This window comes from Brachyspira hampsonii, assembly GCF_002214805.1.
GTDB lineage: Bacteria > Spirochaetota > Brachyspiria > Brachyspirales > Brachyspiraceae > Brachyspira > Brachyspira hampsonii.
Map to the genome: position 1 here is coordinate 1071881 of NZ_CP019914.1, position 18138 is coordinate 1090018.

At 28.3% G+C, this 18138-nt stretch carries 17 protein-coding genes; 6 read left to right on the plus strand and 11 right to left on the minus strand.

Annotated features, from left to right (window positions below):
* Positions 1–60 precede the first annotated feature (60 nt).
* The 7 genes from BHAMNSH16_RS04425 to BHAMNSH16_RS04450 all read right to left on the minus strand — a co-directional run bounded on the left by BHAMNSH16_RS04425 (position 61) and on the right by BHAMNSH16_RS04450 (position 4176).
* Entirely contained in the window at positions 61–489 is a 429-nt protein-coding gene (locus BHAMNSH16_RS04425; RefSeq protein ID WP_008730138.1) for an ankyrin repeat domain-containing protein, read from the minus strand.
* A 143-nt stretch (positions 490–632) separates the two neighbouring features.
* A complete protein-coding gene (locus BHAMNSH16_RS04430) occupies positions 633–1106 on the minus strand; it encodes a glutathione peroxidase (protein ID WP_069731955.1) in 474 nt (157 codons plus the stop codon).
* Positions 1103–1897: a nucleoside triphosphate pyrophosphohydrolase gene (mazG, locus tag BHAMNSH16_RS04435; protein ID WP_008731972.1), complete on the minus strand. Its 795-nt coding sequence runs from the start codon at positions 1895–1897 to the stop codon at positions 1103–1105. The genes BHAMNSH16_RS04430 and mazG overlap by 4 nt, the downstream gene beginning before the upstream one ends.
* A gap of 13 nt (positions 1898–1910) precedes the next feature.
* Entirely contained in the window at positions 1911–2417 is a 507-nt protein-coding gene (locus BHAMNSH16_RS04440; protein WP_008731971.1) for a hypothetical protein, read from the minus strand.
* 15 nt (positions 2418–2432) lie between these two features.
* Positions 2433–2579 carry a hypothetical protein gene (locus BHAMNSH16_RS14285; protein ID WP_008731969.1) on the minus strand — a complete coding sequence of 49 codons (147 nt, stop codon included), beginning with the start codon at positions 2577–2579 and terminating at the stop codon, positions 2433–2435.
* A gap of 136 nt (positions 2580–2715) precedes the next feature.
* Positions 2716–3420: a flagellar filament outer layer protein FlaA gene (locus BHAMNSH16_RS04445; protein WP_039955025.1), complete on the minus strand. Its 705-nt coding sequence runs from the start codon at positions 3418–3420 to the stop codon at positions 2716–2718.
* Between the two features lie 24 nt (positions 3421–3444).
* The gene (locus tag BHAMNSH16_RS04450; RefSeq protein ID WP_008731965.1) at positions 3445–4176 is read right to left on the minus strand and encodes a flagellar filament outer layer protein FlaA; all 732 of its coding nucleotides are present in this window, start codon (positions 4174–4176) and stop codon (positions 3445–3447) included.
* Between the two features lie 329 nt (positions 4177–4505).
* On the opposite strand from BHAMNSH16_RS04450, the gene BHAMNSH16_RS04455 reads away from it, so the two are divergent.
* The 3 genes from BHAMNSH16_RS04455 to BHAMNSH16_RS04460 all read left to right on the plus strand — a co-directional run bounded on the left by BHAMNSH16_RS04455 (position 4506) and on the right by BHAMNSH16_RS04460 (position 7184).
* A complete protein-coding gene (locus tag BHAMNSH16_RS04455; RefSeq protein ID WP_008731964.1) occupies positions 4506–5189 on the plus strand; it encodes a pseudouridine synthase in 684 nt (227 codons plus the stop codon).
* A 190-nt stretch (positions 5190–5379) separates the two neighbouring features.
* Complete coding sequence (locus BHAMNSH16_RS14480) at positions 5380–5847, plus strand: PDC sensor domain-containing protein (protein ID WP_241033657.1); 468 nt, start codon at positions 5380–5382, stop codon at positions 5845–5847.
* Positions 5848–5891: 44 nt separating this feature from the next.
* A complete protein-coding gene (locus tag BHAMNSH16_RS04460; protein ID WP_241033658.1) occupies positions 5892–7184 on the plus strand; it encodes a methyl-accepting chemotaxis protein in 1293 nt (430 codons plus the stop codon).
* Between the two features lie 133 nt (positions 7185–7317).
* Here the strand turns inward: BHAMNSH16_RS04460 and BHAMNSH16_RS04465 are convergent, their stop codons facing one another.
* Positions 7318–9057, minus strand: coding sequence for an RNB domain-containing ribonuclease (locus tag BHAMNSH16_RS04465; protein ID WP_008730069.1), 1740 nt, complete (start codon positions 9055–9057; stop codon positions 7318–7320).
* 172 nt (positions 9058–9229) lie between these two features.
* On the opposite strand from BHAMNSH16_RS04465, the gene BHAMNSH16_RS04470 reads away from it, so the two are divergent.
* Positions 9230–10354, plus strand: a complete 1125-nt coding sequence (locus BHAMNSH16_RS04470; RefSeq protein WP_069731954.1) for an ATP phosphoribosyltransferase regulatory subunit — start codon at positions 9230–9232, stop codon at positions 10352–10354.
* Here BHAMNSH16_RS04470 and BHAMNSH16_RS14290 read toward each other — a convergent pair.
* The gene (locus BHAMNSH16_RS14290; RefSeq protein WP_008728870.1) at positions 10347–10487 is read right to left on the minus strand and encodes a hypothetical protein; all 141 of its coding nucleotides are present in this window, start codon (positions 10485–10487) and stop codon (positions 10347–10349) included. The genes BHAMNSH16_RS04470 and BHAMNSH16_RS14290 overlap by 8 nt on opposite strands.
* A gap of 370 nt (positions 10488–10857) precedes the next feature.
* Between BHAMNSH16_RS14290 and hisG the strand changes: the two genes are divergently transcribed.
* Together hisG and hisD are read left to right on the plus strand one after the other, a co-directional pair.
* Entirely contained in the window at positions 10858–11478 is a 621-nt protein-coding gene (gene hisG, locus BHAMNSH16_RS04475) for an ATP phosphoribosyltransferase (protein WP_008728851.1), read from the plus strand.
* 12 nt (positions 11479–11490) lie between these two features.
* Positions 11491–12765: a histidinol dehydrogenase gene (gene hisD / locus BHAMNSH16_RS04480; protein WP_008728852.1), complete on the plus strand. Its 1275-nt coding sequence runs from the start codon at positions 11491–11493 to the stop codon at positions 12763–12765.
* 128 nt (positions 12766–12893) lie between these two features.
* Here the strand turns inward: hisD and BHAMNSH16_RS04485 are convergent, their stop codons facing one another.
* Both BHAMNSH16_RS04485 and rpoC read right to left on the minus strand, forming a co-directional pair.
* Positions 12894–13835: a TDT family transporter gene (locus BHAMNSH16_RS04485; protein ID WP_008728853.1), complete on the minus strand. Its 942-nt coding sequence runs from the start codon at positions 13833–13835 to the stop codon at positions 12894–12896.
* Between the two features lie 90 nt (positions 13836–13925).
* Positions 13926–18128: a DNA-directed RNA polymerase subunit beta' gene (gene rpoC, locus BHAMNSH16_RS04490; RefSeq protein WP_008728854.1), complete on the minus strand. Its 4203-nt coding sequence runs from the start codon at positions 18126–18128 to the stop codon at positions 13926–13928.
* Between the last annotated feature and the right edge of the window lie 10 nt (positions 18129–18138).

Consider the following 18138-nt stretch of genomic DNA (forward strand, 5'->3'; position numbering starts at 1 on the left):
AGCAATATTTAAAATAGATATACTATCAATAGTACCTTACAGAATATAGAAAATATAAATTTATTTTTTGAATAAATGCATATATGGAACACTCATTATTTCTGCCAAATCAATAGCCGAAAAATTTGCTTCTTCAATATTATAATCTGCTCCATTATCTATTAATACTTTTATAACTTCCTCAGGCTGATTTTTGATTATAGCGGTATGCAATGGACTAACTCCTCTGTCATTGATGGCATTAACATTGGCTCCTCTTTCTATCAAAGCTGCAACTACATCAGCATTATTTATCTGCACAGCAAGATGAAGGCAGCTTATTTTATTATCTGCATAATTTACTTCTTCTTCTGTACTTTTTGATATAAGTTCTAACAATTTATTTATATGATCCTCTAAATTAAAATTCTCATCATCTTTCTTTTTAATGATTTTAGTAAGCAAATCATATAATTTGGATGTTTTATATAAATTAGCATTAATAGCCATTAAGCAAAACCCCTGAATTTAATATGATAGCATTATAATATAAACTTTAAATTCTTGCAATAAAAAGTTAATAAGATATATGTAAAAAATTAATAAAATAACCTTATAAAAACTTATTTGGTATAGTACACAATTACAAAATATCATATAATTTTATCTATATACTTAATTATTCCGCTTCCAGATGAAAAACTAGAAAATCTCTTTACAATATTTCCGTTTCTATCTATTAAAAATTTTGTAAAATTCCATTTTATATTTTTATTAAATAAATAATTGCTGTTATTAATAAGATATGAATATAAAGGCTCTATATTCTTTCCTTTAACATCTATTTTCTTAAATCTGTTGAAAGATGTATTATATCTCATTTTACAGAAACTATCTATTTTCTCATCTGATTCCGGTGCCTGATTTAAAAATTGATTACAAGGAAAATCTAATATCTCAAAGCCCCTGCTATTATACATTTTGTATATATTTTCTAAATCTTTATATTGATTGGTAAAACCGCATCTAGTAGCAGTATTAACTATCAGAACAACTTTGCCTCTATATTTTGATAAAGATACATCATTACCATTGATATCTTTAACATTAAAATCATATATGTTCATTGATTTTCTCTTTCTTTTTTCTTATATTCATTCCAAAGTTTATCCATTTCATCTAAAGACATATTTTCTAATTTCTTATTCATTTCATAAGCAGACTTTTCAACATAATGAAATCTTTTTGTAAATTTTTCATTAACTTTGATAAGGGAATTAACAGGATTAATCTTATTCATACGAGCAAAATCAAGAACAGTCATAATCAAATCTCCTATTTCTTCCTCCAAATGTTCTTTATCCTGCTCTTTATATGCCTCTTTCACTTCAGAAAGTTCTTCTTCTATCTTTGACAAAGAATCATCAATATTCTCATATTCAAAACCAACACTAGCTGCTTTTTTCATTAATTTATAAGATTTTTCCATAATAGGAAGTGATTTAGGTATACCATCAAGTACACTTTTAAACTCATCTACACAATCAATACCCTTCTCTTCCTTTTTTATCTTATCCCATTGCTTAAGTATTCCTTGTACATCTTTTACATCACTATTTCCAAATACATGAGGATGCCTTCTTATAAGTTTTTCATTAATATTTTTGCAAACATCATCTATATTAAATTTATTTTCATCTTTAGCAAGCTCAGAAAAAAACACAACATGCAAAAGTACATCTCCAAGCTCTTCTTTAATATTATCATAATCCTTATTATTAATAGCTTCTACAAGTTCATAAGCCTCTTCCAGAAAACAAGGAATTAAACTATCAAAAGTCTGCACCTTATCCCAAGCACAGCCATTCTCACCTCTTAAAGTTTGTATTACAGATATAAGTTCTTCGAATGATTTCATTATTATAACTCTTCTAATTAAGTTTTGATTTTTTTACTTTCATATAATTGATTCTTCTAGGCTCAAGTATGGCATTATATATTATAGCATTCTTTATATCCAATGAGGACAGCATATGATTAACTTGTATATTATTTTCTGATGTTCTAATATTATTAAAACTGCTGCTGACATCTTTTTCTTTTATAGTATTAATTTGAGATATTTTAGAATTATATTTTTCCTGAAGCGCTAACATTTCTCTGTCGCTATTAGAAGTTTGATAATTACTAGTATATACATCTTCTTTTTTGGTATTTTCTCTAAGAACCTCTTCATTATAATTTTTCAAATTCTGAATGTTCTTTTGTAATTCTTTAAATATTTGTTCTTCATCTTTATTGTTAACTTTTTTATTTTTATGAGTATATGTTTTTTGTTTTGGTATTTTATTTTGTTTATTTGCTTTCTTTGATTTTTGTACTAAACTCACTATAGCCCATATAATAGCTATTATAACATATATAATTAATTCACTCATCTGATACCTTTTTTGTTATTTTAAATTATTATCTTCATTAGTACTGTCATTTTCTTTTTTATCTTTATTTGCTCTGTTATTGACAATTCTAGTTGTTATAGAATATACAGCCAGCAATATAAATCCAATAAGAAGAAGTAAATTTATATTAATATTAGACATAAAAACTCTCTTTGAAATTATATATTTTAATAGTTTAATATATAATGATATTAATTTCAAGTTATTTATATAAATAAAAAAGGTGAAGTACTATTAATAATACTTCACCTATAATATTCATTTCAACTTGTTATTATTACCAAGTATCTAATGGATCATCTTCTTCTCTATAAGTTTCTAAGTACATATCAGTTTTAGCCATTAATTGGTCAAAATAGATATAGTATTTACCATAAGAATCTCTAGGATCAACTTTAACATGTATACCCATAAAGCTAATACCTTGTTCAACTTGACCTCTGAAGTCCTCTTGTTCTATATTAGCAGGAACTTGTACAGTTATGTTTTTCCAACCCATAAAGTTAAGAGCTTCATTACCAACAGACTGAGGTTTTCCATTTATATCATAAAGGTAGAAACTCATTCTATTATTATGGTTACGACCAGCTACCCAAACACTAAGTTCTTTAGTATAACCAGGTATTTTCACAGGTCTAGGAGGAGTAACAGAGAACCAAGGATAACCAGTTCTGAAGTATTCTACTTTAGCACCTAAAATATATTTATTATTTTCTGCACCTTCAGCTATAACATCAGCTGGACCGCCTTCACGACGAATAATACTAACTACACCATAATCTCTAGGCATAGAAGCTTGCCAAGTATTAGCAAATTCAAAATCATCTATTAAGTAATTAGTGATAGCTTCAGTTATGAAGTTATTACCATCTTCACCTTGATTTTGAGTAGTTTGCTCACCTGTTTGAGCCGCATCTTGGGCAAACAACAAGAATGCAACAGTTAGAATTAACATTGTTATCAAGATACTTAATCTTTTCATATTCATTCTTCTCCTTATTATACCTTATTGTTGCGCTTCTTGTGGCTGTTCTGTAGCAGTATCTCCGCCGGCAGTACCACCATTGCTTTCACCTACTACTTGAGCTCCGCCTTCTGTATATTGTTCAGAAGATCTTCCGCCAACTTCCTGACCTAATGTAGTTTCAATATCAGATCCGTCATAAGACTCTCTAAATGTATCTGTTACTGTTTGGAAATAGTCCAATAAAACTACAAAGTTATCTGCTCTTTCCTCTGGTGAGGACCAGAAACGGAAATTCATAAATCTTAAACCTTTAGCTCTAGGAACATAAGGTTCTTCCTGAGGGATGAATGATGGCACTGATGTACTCATATTTCTCCAACCTATATATCTTATAGAACCCAAAGGCAATGTATAAGTATAACCACGATAATCTTCAAATATCATTTCCATAGTATAGTCATAATTACCACCCCATACCCAAACATCAAAAGTTTGAGCTTTACCTGGTATGATTTTTTGTACTGTTGGAACTAAGTCAAAGAAGTTATAAGATTTTCTGAAAAAAGAAACACTTACTGATAATGAATTAGTTGAATTATAACTTTGGTTACCCATACCATATGGTTTTGTAGCGAATAATCTCATATTAGGATATTTCATTACAACACCATTTTCATTTGTTCTATCACCTCTAAACATAAAGCGGCTAGCATTTGATATTGGCTGCCATTCGTCTAATGTTTCAAAGTTGTAAAGCAATCTAGTTTCCATGTAAACACTAGAAGTTTGTCCATAAACAGCAAATGAACATATGCTTATGAATAGACAAATGATTATGAGGTAGCGAGAAAAATCTCTCGTACTTCTATAGAATTTCATAGCGCACTCTCCTTAATATTTATAGCTAAGCAATTATATCCAATAACTTAGCTCCATTATATTATAATCAACAAAAATTGTCAACTATAAAATATAAAATTCTCATACTATTATATCGTGATAATACTCATATAATTTTAGAAAATAATTATTTAAATTTGATTAAAAATAATATTATGTTAATATATTATAAAATATTAATATAAATACATAAAATTAAAATGAGATTGAATAAATATATAGCATCTTTAAATATTGCAAGCAGAAGAGAAGCTGACAGGCTTATTCAAAACGGAAATGTTAAAGTTAATGGAATAATTATAACAAATCCGGCAATTCAAGTTAATGAAGAAGACAAAATAGAATGCAGTATTGAACAATATAAAGAGAATAAAATATATATAAAATTAAATAAACCTAGAGGCTATGTTGTTTCATCAAATAAAAATGAAGGAAAGCCTATATATAATCTAATTAAAAATAATTTTGATAATATATATCCTGTTGGAAGACTAGATAAAGACAGCTCTGGACTTATACTTTTTACTAATGATGGGGTATTTGCTAAAAATATAATAGGAGAAAATACAAGCTGCGAAAAAGAATATTTTGTCAAAGTTAATGATAGTATACCAGACGGAGCTTTGAAAAAATTAGAGTATGGGATTTCTTTAGACGGACAAAAACTCAAGCCTGCAAAGATAAAAAGAGTTAATAAAAATTCTTTCCACATAATATTAACAGAAGGAAAAAATAGACAAATAAGAAGAATGTGCCAAAAAGTAGGTTTTGAAGTAATAATACTAAAAAGATTAAGAATAGCTGATATATTATTAGATGACTTAAAAGAAGGTTCTTTTAAACACCTTACAAAAAATGAAATAGACTCTGTATTAAAAAATTAGTATGATTTTAGATTTTATAAAAAATTTACAATTTTGTACGCTGCCTGCATAATAACATATATAAAATTTAAATTATTTTCATAAAAATCAAATATATTTTACTATATTATAACTTAATTAAATATAATTGACACAGAAAAATTTTTTTTATATACTTTCTATTTGAAGAATTTATTTTAAGGTTACATTTATGAAAAATAACAAAGTGCTATTATTAAAACTAATTATTCCTTTTGCCGTTTTTTTACTTGCAGCTTATATTATTATGTACTTTGCTTATAAAACCGTATATACTAATGAGTTTATAAAAAATACATTAGTAGAGATTGATAACACTGAATTGGTAATATCCACAGAAATGGAAAAAGTATATGATGTAATGTATACATTAAGAGGATATTTTGAAGCAAATGATAACTCATTTACAAATATAAGAAAAACACTTGAAAGCATATTAAAATCAAATAATAACATATACGACATACTATACGGAAATGAAATACCATACAAAGACGGAGGACTTTTTGTTAATGGTATAAGCCCTTACCCTAATACTTATGACCAAACTTCAAGATTATGGTATAAAGGAGCTGTTACTAAGAATGGAATATTTATTACAGAGCCTTATGTTGATGCTAATACTGGGGAATATGTATAACATTAGCATTAGCTGTATACACTAATAATTCATTAAAAGGAGTTATGGGTATAGACTTCTTAGAAATGAATAATATATCAAAAAAAGTTCTTAGCGATAATCAGGTAAATATAATGACTTCAGCAGGACTTTACATGTCGCATCAGAATAAAGACTATATATTTAATGATAATTATAATATATATCAGGAGCCTTTATTTAAAGATGCAAAATCTTTAGAAGACCCTAATAAAGCTGTAATGCAGATAGTAGGAAATGAATGGTATACTATAAAACCATTAAGAGAAACTCCTTATAAAATTGTAATACGCGGAAACATGAATGCTATAAATAACAGAATACGAAATATTATGCTTGCTTATCTTTTAGTTATGATTATTTTAATAGCAATACAAACAGCATTAGCATTGTTTGTAGTTATACCTATATCTCAAATGCTTGATAAAGCAATGAATAGTATAGATCAAATGTCTAAGGGTAATTTTATTATAGACAGCAAAAACAATGAAAATAAAAATGATAAATCAGGATCTTTAGTATATTATGTAAACAATATGAAAAATACTATAGGAAATGTTGTATCAAAACTTCAATCAAATCTTAATACAATAAACAATGAAATAGAAAGCATATCGTCAAGCAGCGAATATTTATCTGATAGATCTAATACTCAGGCGGCTGCTATAGAAGAGCTTACAGGTTCAATGCAGTCTTTATCAAGCTCTATAAAAGAAATAAGTTCTAATTCATTACAGGCAAAAGATAAAAGTGTAAAAATAATGGAAACTACAAATACAGGCGTAGAAGCTGTTGATGAAATATCTGCTCATATGCATGAGATATCTGAATCCAGCAAAAAAATATCTGAAATAACTAAACTTATACAGTCTATCGCATTTCAAACTAATATACTTGCTTTAAATGCTGCTGTTGAGGCGGCAAGGGCTGGAGAACAGGGAAGAGGTTTTGCTATAGTTGCAAGCGAAGTAAGATCTTTAGCTCAGACTGTTAATGAAGCTGCAAATAATATTACTTCTATTGTAGATGAAACTGTAAAAAGAGTAGAAATTGGAAATGAATCAGCAAGTAAATCATCTTCTATACTAAATACTATTAATGATTTGGTAAAAGAAATGGAAAATGAACTTCAGTATATATCTCAGTCTATAATGCAGGAAGAAGACGGAATAGCACAAATGAATATTGCTATAAAAGAATTAAATAATATTACTCAGGAAAACTCAAGTTTAGCTACTCAAAACTCAGCCTCTAGCTCTGAAATATCAAATATGAGTAAAGATATTATTAATGAAATAGAATATTTTAAAGTAAAATAAAAAATAATTTAATACTAATTTATTTATATAAAGATAATCAAGTAAACACTAATGATAAATATATAAAAAAATGATAACTAATTATATATAAAAATTAGTTATCATTTTATTAATCTTAATACCTAATTATTTATTATAAAGAAAAAAATATTTTTCCATTTTCTACATTAGCACTAGCAACCAAAACTTTTACTCTATCTCCCAACTCATAAGCCTTTACTTTATCAACATATACACTTTGCATATCCTGATAAAATCTATAATTAGAACCCACATAAGTAGCCTCTATAAAACCTTCTATCTCCAAACCTTCTATCTCAACATATATTCCCTTTTGAGTTATAGAACTTACAGATCCGTAATATTCATCTCCAAGTCTGTCTTTCATATATCTTGCCGCTTTTATTTGAATAAGATATCTTTCAGCCTTTTTTGAACTTTTATCAAGCATAGATAAACTATCAATAGAATCTTTGCATATATTTTTTAATTTATCATTTACAGAATTATTATCAGATAAAATGGTATCTTTAACTATTCTATGTATAAGTAAATCAGCATATCTTCTTATAGGAGAAGTAAAATAAGTATAATAGTCAAGTCCCAAACCAAAATGACTTTTATTTACTATGCTGTAAGAAGAAGGCGTCATAGAACGAAGAAGTACAGGTATAAGCAAATTTTCTTCCGGTTTTCCTTTTATATTATCTATGAATCCTTTTATATCATAAGTTTTATCAGGATTTTCTTTCAAATTATAACCTTTAGTATGTGCAAGTATTTTAAAATTATTAAATCTGTATTCATCAGGGAGTCCATGATAACGATATATAACTCCGTCATAACTTGATAATTTTTCAGCTATTTTACTGTTGGCAAGAAGCATTAATTCTTCTATTATTGCCATAGATTCTTTTTTTTCTTCGGCATAAAACTCTATAGGCATACCTTCATCATTAAGAACTATTTTTATATCCTGATTTTCAAATTCTACTCCCCTGCCCTCTTTTCTCTTTTTATACAAAATATTTTTTATATTTAAAGCATTATTAATAAGTTCTAAAAGCCAATCCTCATCGCTCTCTTCTTTTTTTATAAGTTTTTCAGCATAATCATAAGATAATTTTCTGTCAGATCTTATAACACTTTTACAAACAGATGAAGATAATATTTCACCTTCATTATTGATATCAGCGATAAATGTAATAGCAAATCTGTCCTCATTCTCATTTAAAGAAATTATATTATTAGATAAAATTTCAGGAAACATATTATAAACTGTATCAATTAAATAAGTGGAATTTCCTCTAGCCCTAGCCTCCAAATCTAAAGGAGAATCAAGCTCTATAAAATGACTCACATCAGAAATATGAATATACACTTTATAATTATCAGTTTTTTCTATACTAAAAGCATCGTCCAAATCTTTTGAACTTTCGCTGTCTATAGTTATTGTTTTTAAACTTCTTAAATCAATTCTGTCATCTTCTATATTTGTAAAATCAGCATTATTATTTATTTCTTCTGCTAATTTTAATAATTCTTCACTGAAATTTAATTTTATATTATAAGACTTAGCTATAATCTTAGAATCTGATTTAGCATCTTTAGGATCAACATTTACTCTTATAGATTTTACAGTTTTAGGAGCTTCTTCTTTACCTTCTAGTTTATTAATATATTGCCTTCCCTCTTTTGTTACGCGAAGTAAATTACCTGCTGTCTTCTCTATATATCCGCTGCTTATAGCTTTTCTTATTAAGTTAGTGAGAGATGTTTTTTCTAAAGCTGTTTTTGAATTAAATTTTATGAATATATTATAATCCATTTGATTTTTCATTAATTTTTTTATTAACTCTTCTTCTGTTTTCATTAACACTCCTTTAATTAAATTATAGATAATAATATACTCTTTTTATAGTTATTTCAAATTATGCTTAAAAATATAATATAAATAATATTATTTTAATTACTTGTTATGGTAATTTTTATTTTTTAGATTATAATATGCATTCAAAATTCAAATATTTAAGAAGAATCAAATTATGAATGAGAATAATATAGCATCTAAATTAACAAAAATATATGAACAATACGGGTACAAAAAAATTAAATTAAGTAAATTTGAAGATTACAATTTATACAACAATTATAAAGATTTTCTTCAAACAGAGCATATACTTACATTTATGAATTTAAATGGAAATTTGCAGTCTTTAAGACCGGATGTTACATTATCAATAGTAAAAAAAGTTTTAAAAGATAATAATAAATACACAAATAAAATTTACTATATAGAAGATATTTATAAAATAGATTCAGTTTCAAATGAATATGAAGAAATACAGCAGCTAGGCGTAGAAATAATAGGTACTTTAAGCACATATTCAAATTTAGAAATAATAAGCATGGCAATAGACAGTTTAAAATCTATAAATGATGAATATATATTAGAAATATCAAGTATAGATTTTATGTTTGCTTTGATAGATGAACTAAACTTAGATGAGGATAAAAAACTAGAAATACTTAATTTTATATACAGCAAAAATAAACATGATTTAGAAAAGACTTTAACATGCAACAACATAAATGATAAACATAAAAATTATATAATATCATTAATAGATTTATGCGGAAGCTATAAAGAAATATTAAAAAAAATAGAAAGCATAATAATAAATGATAAAATGCAAAAAGCATATAATGAATTAAAAATACTGTCAGCGGTATTTGAAAATTATGATAACTTCGATAAAATTTTATTAGATTTTTCAATAGAAAGCAAACTTGGATATTATAATGGAATAATTTTTAAAGGATATATAAAAGGCAGCAATGATGCTGTGCTTTCCGGAGGAAGGTATGATAAACTTCTTGCGAAATTTAATGCCCATACACAAAATGATAAAAATAAAAAAAATGCAATAGGCTTTGCTGTTTATATGGATAAATTATATACAAGTGATATAGATAAAAATGAATACGACTTCGATATATTAATCTTATATAAAAGCGGAGATGAAAAAATATTATTAAGCAAAGTACAGAGTCTTATAAATGAAAGCAAGAAAGTAAGAACAGATATATACAGCGATGACTATAATACAGAATATAGTTACAAAGAAAAATATATATTTGAAGATAATAATCTAATAAAAATTAATTAATTTTATTTTTATTATCAAACAAAACAATTCTTGTAACTGTAGGATTAAGTTTTACTATAGTACCATCATCTAGTTTATGTTCAGCTAATGATATTTTAGTATTTTGTAAATTTTTTATTTTTTTATTTGTCATATATACTCCTTTATTTAAAGTATATAAATCATATTACAATTGTCAAGAAAATATGAAAAAATATTGTTTTATTAAATAATATAAGCACATTATTTTAACTATCATAATAAAAAATGTATATAATCTTATTTATATAGTATTATTACTTTTTAATTATTTGAATATAAACTATTAATATATTTATAATGTTTTTATAAGCTGATATAATAAACCTAAAATATAAAATTTATATAATAGTTTTTATGATTACAAAATTATTTTATTACAAATTATGAATATAAGCCAAAACTTTTTATATATTACTATTTGAAAAAATGTCTCTTATACATTATAATATTTTGTAAATAAATTTAATATTAAAGAATAAAATATGATTAATATAGCGTTGCCAAAAGGAAGATTAGTAAACAAAGTATATAAACTGTTTGAAAAAATAGGTTATGAAAATAAAGAAATACTAGAAGATAACAGAAAATTGGTATTTGAAAATAAGGATAAAAATGTACGATACCTTATAGTAAAACCTTCAGATGTAGGAATATATGTTGAGAAGGGGGTTGCTGATATTGGTATTGTAGGAAAAGACATACTTCTTGAAAATAATCATGATGTATATGAGCTTCTTGATTTGAAATTCGGTAAATGTAAGGTTTGTATGGCTTCGGTTAATGGCTACAAAGAAGACATAGAAAGAAGATTAAGAGTTGCTACAAAGTATGTTAATATATCAAAAAATTATTTTAATTCTATAAATAGAGATGTTGAAATAATAAAATTAAACGGCTCTATTGAGTTAGCACCTATACTCAATTTATCTGATGTGATAGTAGATATAGTAGAAACAGGCAGTACTTTAAGAGAAAATAATCTTGTTGTTATAAAAGATATTATTGATTATATAAGTGCAAGACTCATAGTTAATAAAGTAAGCTATAAGTTTAAAAATGATTTAATAAAAAAGATAGTACAAAATATAGAAGAAGTTTTATAAGGAATTAGTATTATGATAAAAGTAATTAATTATAAAGAATGCCAATCATTAGATGATATATTACTTAGAAGTCAATTCAGCCATGATGATGTTAATGAAAAGGTAAAAGCAATACTTGAAGATGTTAAACAAAACGGAGATAATGCATTAAAAAAATATGCAAAGATGTTTGATAATGCTGAAATAGATAATTTAAGAGTAACAGAAAAAGAGATAGAAGAAGCATATAACAGAGTTGATGAAAAGTTTAAAGAAACATTAAAACTAGCTTATAACAATATAGAAAAATTCCATAAAAAACAATTAAGAAACAGCTTTATAACTAATGAAGAAGACGGCATTGTTATGGGTCAGATTATAAACCCTATAGAAAAAGTAGGAGTTTATATTCCCGGAGGTACAGCAGTTTACCCTTCAACAGTGCTTATGAATGTTATACCTGCAAAAGTAGCTGGAGTAAATGAAATAATATTGGTTTCTCCTCCAAACAAAGAAGGCAAAATTAATGATAATATACTTGCAGCAGCAAAAATAGCAGGAGTAAATAAAGTGTTTAAAACAGGAGGGGCTCAGGCAATAGCAGCTTTAAGCCACGGCACAGAATCTATACCAAAAGTATATAAAATAGTAGGTCCAGGAAATATATATGTTGCTATGGCTAAAAGACTTGTATATGGAGAGGTGTCTATTGATATGGTGGCAGGACCTAGCGAAGTATTAATAATAGCAGATGATACAGCCAATCCTATACATATAGCCTCTGATATGCTTGCACAGGCTGAACATGATAAATTAGCTTCAAGTATATTAATAACAACAAGTAAAGATATATCAGAAAAAGTAAAAGAAGAATTATATAAACAATTAGAAAAATTAAGCCGTAAGGATATAGCAATGGAATCTATAGAAAATAACGGCAGAATAATAATAACAGAAACTATAGATGAAGCAGTATATATAAGTAATGAAATAGCCCCAGAGCATTTGGAGATAAGCATAAAAGAGCCATTTTCTGTATTAAGCAAAATAAAAAATGCAGGATCAATATTTTTGGGTGATTATACTCCTGAAGCATTGGGCGATTATTTATCTGGTGCCAATCATGTAATACCTACAAGCGGAACAGCGAAATTTGCTTCTCCTTTATCAGTAGATGACTTTATAAAAAAATCTTATATAACATACTACACTAAAGATGCATTAGAAAAAGTTAAAGACAATATAATTAACTTCGCAGAGCATGAAAGTTTAGAAGCACATGCCAATTCTATAAAAGTAAGGTTTTAATTATATATATTTTTATTTTAGTATATGAGTATTATTTTATAAATAATTATAATAGTATTTATTTATATAAAGAAGCTAAATATATTATTAACTGATTATATAAATAAATACAATAATTATAATTAATATTATTTACTTTCTTTTATAACATTATTATGAACAAAGAACATCATATTAATAAATACATAAATAATCATCATACTTGCAACTATAAGCTCAAATATAGAAATAATATTCCATATATAAAAATACTCACCATTAATACTTTTTGAATAATTAGCATATTTAAGCAAAGCCTGAGCCCCAACAGCTAATGGGAAAGTATAAGCTGCAAACAAAGGTATAAACTTAATTCTAAAAGCCCTTATAAGAGATAAATAAACCTTAAATGTGGTAAATAATCCTAAAGCCAAAAGAAAATTAAGCAAAGCAGTATTGTAAGTTTGAAAAGCTGTCAAATAACCGCATAAACAAAGATTAGCAGGAGCCCCCATTACAGCAAACGCAGGAAATCTGTCATCGGCTAGAGGATCATGAAAAATTATTCTGTAAAATATAAAAGGAAATAGTATAATATAAAGAACAGTACCTATATAAACTATTACTTGAGACACTTGAGGAAAACCCATATTAGCACCAGAAACAGCAGCAACAACTATACCAACAGGCGGAACAAACCAGCTAGGAAGCATATGCTCTAAATCTTTTAAGTTAATTCTATGTGCTATAAATGTAAAAGCAAATATTATATGCACAATAATTGCAATAAACCACATAGCTATACCAAGCGGTCTTATAAACTGAACCACCGAAGATGATATAACCATAACAGCCATATCAAGAGTAGGAATAGTGCTTCCTGCAACAGGGTGTTCTAAATCATTAAGAAAAGCTCCGAATGATGAAAATATTTTTGTTATGATTGTAAGTATTAAAATAGATGAAATTACAGCACCTATATAAGCAAAATATTTAATACCTGTAAATATACTCCAAGCATTAAATATACCGCCTACACCAAGTGCTAAACCTGTAAGAGCCAAAGGCATTTTATTAATTTTGTTTATCATTTTATTACACTTTACTATTTGAATATATTAAGAATTATAAAAAGAGGTTCTCATATATGATATGAAAACCTCCTTTATTAAAAGATTTATTTATACAGTTATCTGCATAACTTCTTCTTCTTTGGTATTATTATCAATATTATCTTTCTTATCCAAATCACCGCTTTGCTTGTTGTATACATGTAGTTTATTATAAAGTTTAACGCCAGTACCTGCAGGTATTAAATGACCTATAATAACATTTTCTTTTAATCCAAGAAGTTTATCAACTTTTCCTTTTATAGCGGCATTAGTTAATACTTTAGTAGTTTCTTGGAATGAAGCAGAAGATATAAAGCTTTCTGTATTAAGAGCAGCTTTAGTTAAACCTAAAAGTACAGGCTTACCGCTTGCAGGAGAACCGCCTGCTTCTTCATAGCGTCTGTTTTCTTCTTCAAATTCATATTTATCTACATACTGACCTACAATATATTTAGTATCGCCCGGATCAGTTATTTCAAGTCTTCTAAGCATCTGTCTTATTATAAGAGCAAAGTGCTTATCATTAATACCTACACCCTGCTGATTGTATACAGTTTGAATCTCTTCAAGCAAATAAGTCTGTAAAGCCAAATCACCTTGAGTTTCCAATATATCATGAGGGTTTATTTTACCTGCACATAATTGAGTACCTGTTTTTACTTGGTCTCCATTTCTTACAAGAAGCATTTTACCATGAGGAACCAAGTGTTTAGTTTCATCAAATTCATTTCTGATTTTAACTACTTTTTTACCCTTATGAGAACCGCCTATTTCAACCTCCCCGTCAATACCAGCAATAATAGCAGTGTCTTTAGGTTTCTGAGCTTCAAGCAATTCCTGTACTCTTGGAAGACCTCCTGTAATATCTCTACTTTTCTGCTGTATACGAGTAGTTTTAGCAATAACCTCTCCAACTTCAACTTTCTGATTATTTTCAACCATAAGCTGAGCACCATTAGGTATATCAGTTTCAAAAGTATCATTATCACCAACTATCAAGATTTTAGGCTGCATACTTGCATCTTTGAATTCCTGAATAATATTGGTTTTATTACCTGTTTGATCGTCTATCTCTTCAACTAAAGTTCTTCCCGGTATGATATCCTGATATCTTACAATACCGGCTTTTTCAGAAATTATAGGTTCGTTATAAGTATCAAAGCTGGCAATAACTGTATTAGCTTCTATGAATACATGCTCATCTACTTTATATTCACTTCCAACTTTAATAACATTAGTATGCTTATCACCTGTAATCATTATATATTTATCATCATCAGTGATTTTGAAAGTACCATTATGAGTAGCTTTAATTTCTGTGCCGTCTTTAAGTGTAGCTATAACATCTCCTATAAGAACTTTTGCATTATGTTCAGCAATAATATCTTTTAATGAAGATTTTTCCCATTTTTCCAAAACCCTTCTTATAATCAAATCACCTTTTCTTGCTGTGATTTTAACACCATTAGGCTGAACAACATAGTTAGAGAATTGTTCTATATATATAGGATAGTTAACTTTAATCTCATTTTCTTCTACCATCTGAGTAGCAACACCGCCGATGTGGAAAGTTCTCATTGTAAGCTGAGTACCGGGCTGACCAATACTTTGAGCAGCAACAACACCAACAGCCTCACCAATAGAAGCAAGATTATTAGTAGATAAACTTCTTCCATAACATTTCTGACAAACACCCATTCTGCTTTCACATGTAAGAGGATGTCTTATGCTGATTTTTTCTATTCCTGCTTTCTCTATTAAATCACCAATCTCTTCTGTAATTTCAGTATTAGCAGAACATATAAGCTCTTTTGTGATTGGGTGATAAATATGCTCACTTGTAAAGAATCCAACAACGCGTTCTTTAAGAGATTTTTTAATTTCATCTCCGTTTTTTATGGCTTCTATAGCAATACCTTTGACAGTACCGCAGTCATGCTCTGAAACAACAACCCCTATTGCAACATCTACCAATTTTCTAGTAAGATAACCAGCACTTGAAGTTTTTAATGCAGTATCGGCAAGACCTTTTCTAGCACCGTGAGTAGAAATAAAGTATTCCTGTACAGTAAGACCTTCTTTAAAGTTTGAAATAATAGGAAGCTCAATAATCTCACCTGAAGGTTTAGCCATAAGACCACGCATACTAGCAAGCTGTCTTATCTGCTGTTTAGAACCTCTAGCTCCGGAATCAGCCATTATATATACAGGGTTGAATCCGTCTTGGTCTTGTCTTAAATTATCCATCATAGCTTCAGTTATTTTACCTTCAACGGTAGTCCAAAGGTCCATAACTTTCTGTTTTTTCTCATCGGTAGTGATAATACCATTCATATACTGATTTTCAATGAACTCTACCTGTTTAGTAGCCTCTTCTATTTCATGTTTTTTCATCGGAGGTATAAGTATATCAGCAATAGAAATAGTAGAACCAAATACTGTAGCACTTTGATAGCCAAGTTCTTTAATATCATCAAGCATATTAACCGTTACTGCTGTACCATGTTTTAAATATACTTCATGAATGAATTTAGCTAAATCTTTACTGTTAAAATCTCTGTTTTGATATCTAAAATCTTCAGGAATAACTTCATTGAATTTTAATCTTCCAACAGAAGTTTCAATAAACTCTTCCTCTCCGTCTTTATTTTTCATTAAAACTTTAATTCTGGATTCAAGCTCAACCAAATTATTATCATAAGCAAGAAGAGCATCTTTAGGAGATGAGAATATCTTTCCTTCACCTTTACTTCCTGTTCTGAGTTTAGTAAGATAGCTTATACCAAGAACTATATCCTGTGTAGGGTTAACAATAGGTTCACCGTTAGCAGGGTTTAATATATTATGAGGAGCAAGCATCAAAGTCCAAGCCTCAATCTGAGCCTCAGCAGAAAGCGGAGTATGAACTGCCATCTGGTCGCCGTCAAAGTCAGCATTGTAAGCATGACAAACTAATGGGTGAAGCTGAATGGCTTTTCCTTCAACAAGAACAGGTTCAAAAGCCTGAATACCAAGTCTGTGAAGTGTAGGAGCTCTGTTTAAAAGTACAGGGTGTTCTTTGGCAATATCTTCTAATACTCCCCAAACTTCTTCTCTGCCCTCCTCTACAAATCTTTTAGCAGATTTTATATTATGAGCTGAATTAATTTCAACTAATTTTTTCATTATGAATGGCTTGAATAATTCAACAGCCATTTTTTTAGGAAGACCGCATTGATGCATTTTAAGTCTAGGACCAGCAACAATAACAGAACGACCTGAATAGTCAACGCGTTTACCTAAAAGGTTCTGTCTGAAACGACCTTGTTTACCTTTAAGCATATCAGAAAGAGATTTTAAAGGTCTGTTTCCCGGACCCTTAACTACTTTCTTTCTTCTGCTGTTATCAAATAAAGCATCAACCGCCTCCTGAAGCATTCTTTTTTCATTTCTTATGATAATATCAGGAGCTCTTAAAACTAATAATCTTCTTAAACGGATATTTCTATTTATAACTCTTCTATAAAGATCATTCAAATCTGAAGTAGCAAAGCGTCCGCCATCAAGCTGAACCATAGGTCTTAAATCAGGAGGAATTACAGGAACTACATCAAGTATCATCCAAGTAGGATCATTTCCGCTAGCCTTAAAGTCCTCAAAGATTTCAAGACGCTTTCTTAATCGTCTGTCGCTCTTCTCGCCTTTTTTAATCATTTCCTCTCTGAGCTTTCTAATCTCTTCGTCCATATCAAGGTCTTTAAGCATATCTCTTATGCCCTCAGCACCTATTCCTATTCTTATATTATCACCGTATCTATCCAAAGCTTCGTTATATTCATCTTCAGTTAATAAATCACCTTTAGAATAACTGCTGTCGCCTGAATCAATAACTACATACCTTTCAAAATAAAGTACGCTTCTTAAATGGGCTATATTCATATTTAGAAGAAGTCCTATTCTTGAAGGAGTGTTTCTATAATACCATATATGAGCAACAGGGGCGGCTAATTCTATATGCCCCATTCTCTCTCTTCTAACTTTAAAATGAGTAACTTCAACACCGCATTTATCGCAAACTACACCTTTATAACGAATGCTTTTAAACTTACCGCAGTAACATTCATATTCTTTAGTAGTTCCGAATATTTTCTCACAAAAAAGTCCGTCTCTCTCAGGTCTTAAAGTTCTGTAGTTAATAGTTTCCGGTTTTTTTACCTCGCCATAGCTCCATTCTCTCATAACCTGAGGACTTGCTATACTAATTTTTATTTGGTCAAAATTTGAAAATTGCATATACTTAAAC

Coding starts and splice junctions, on each gene's coding strand:
- BHAMNSH16_RS04425 (WP_008730138.1), bottom strand. CDS start 489: ATGGCTATTAATGCTAATTTATATAAAACATCCAAATTATATGATTTG.
- BHAMNSH16_RS04430 (WP_069731955.1), bottom strand. CDS start 1,106: ATGAACATATATGATTTTAATGTTAAAGATATCAATGGTAATGATGTA.
- mazG (WP_008731972.1), bottom strand. CDS start 1,897: ATGAAATCATTCGAAGAACTTATATCTGTAATACAAACTTTAAGAGGT.
- BHAMNSH16_RS04440 (WP_008731971.1), bottom strand. CDS start 2,417: ATGAGTGAATTAATTATATATGTTATAATAGCTATTATATGGGCTATA.
- BHAMNSH16_RS14285 (WP_008731969.1), bottom strand. CDS start 2,579: ATGTCTAATATTAATATAAATTTACTTCTTCTTATTGGATTTATATTG.
- BHAMNSH16_RS04445 (WP_039955025.1), bottom strand. CDS start 3,420: ATGAAAAGATTAAGTATCTTGATAACAATGTTAATTCTAACTGTTGCA.
- BHAMNSH16_RS04450 (WP_008731965.1), bottom strand. CDS start 4,176: ATGGAAACTAGATTGCTTTACAACTTTGAAACATTAGACGAATGGCAG.
- BHAMNSH16_RS04455 (WP_008731964.1), top strand. CDS start 4,506: ATGAGATTGAATAAATATATAGCATCTTTAAATATTGCAAGCAGAAGA.
- BHAMNSH16_RS14480 (WP_241033657.1), top strand. CDS start 5,380: ATGAAAAATAACAAAGTGCTATTATTAAAACTAATTATTCCTTTTGCC.
- BHAMNSH16_RS04460 (WP_241033658.1), top strand. CDS start 5,892: ATGGGTATAGACTTCTTAGAAATGAATAATATATCAAAAAAAGTTCTT.
- BHAMNSH16_RS04465 (WP_008730069.1), bottom strand. CDS start 9,057: ATGAAAACAGAAGAAGAGTTAATAAAAAAATTAATGAAAAATCAAATG.
- BHAMNSH16_RS04470 (WP_069731954.1), top strand. CDS start 9,230: ATGAATGAGAATAATATAGCATCTAAATTAACAAAAATATATGAACAA.
- BHAMNSH16_RS14290 (WP_008728870.1), bottom strand. CDS start 10,487: ATGACAAATAAAAAAATAAAAAATTTACAAAATACTAAAATATCATTA.
- hisG (WP_008728851.1), top strand. CDS start 10,858: ATGATTAATATAGCGTTGCCAAAAGGAAGATTAGTAAACAAAGTATAT.
- hisD (WP_008728852.1), top strand. CDS start 11,491: ATGATAAAAGTAATTAATTATAAAGAATGCCAATCATTAGATGATATA.
- BHAMNSH16_RS04485 (WP_008728853.1), bottom strand. CDS start 13,835: ATGATAAACAAAATTAATAAAATGCCTTTGGCTCTTACAGGTTTAGCA.
- rpoC (WP_008728854.1), bottom strand. CDS start 18,128: ATGCAATTTTCAAATTTTGACCAAATAAAAATTAGTATAGCAAGTCCT.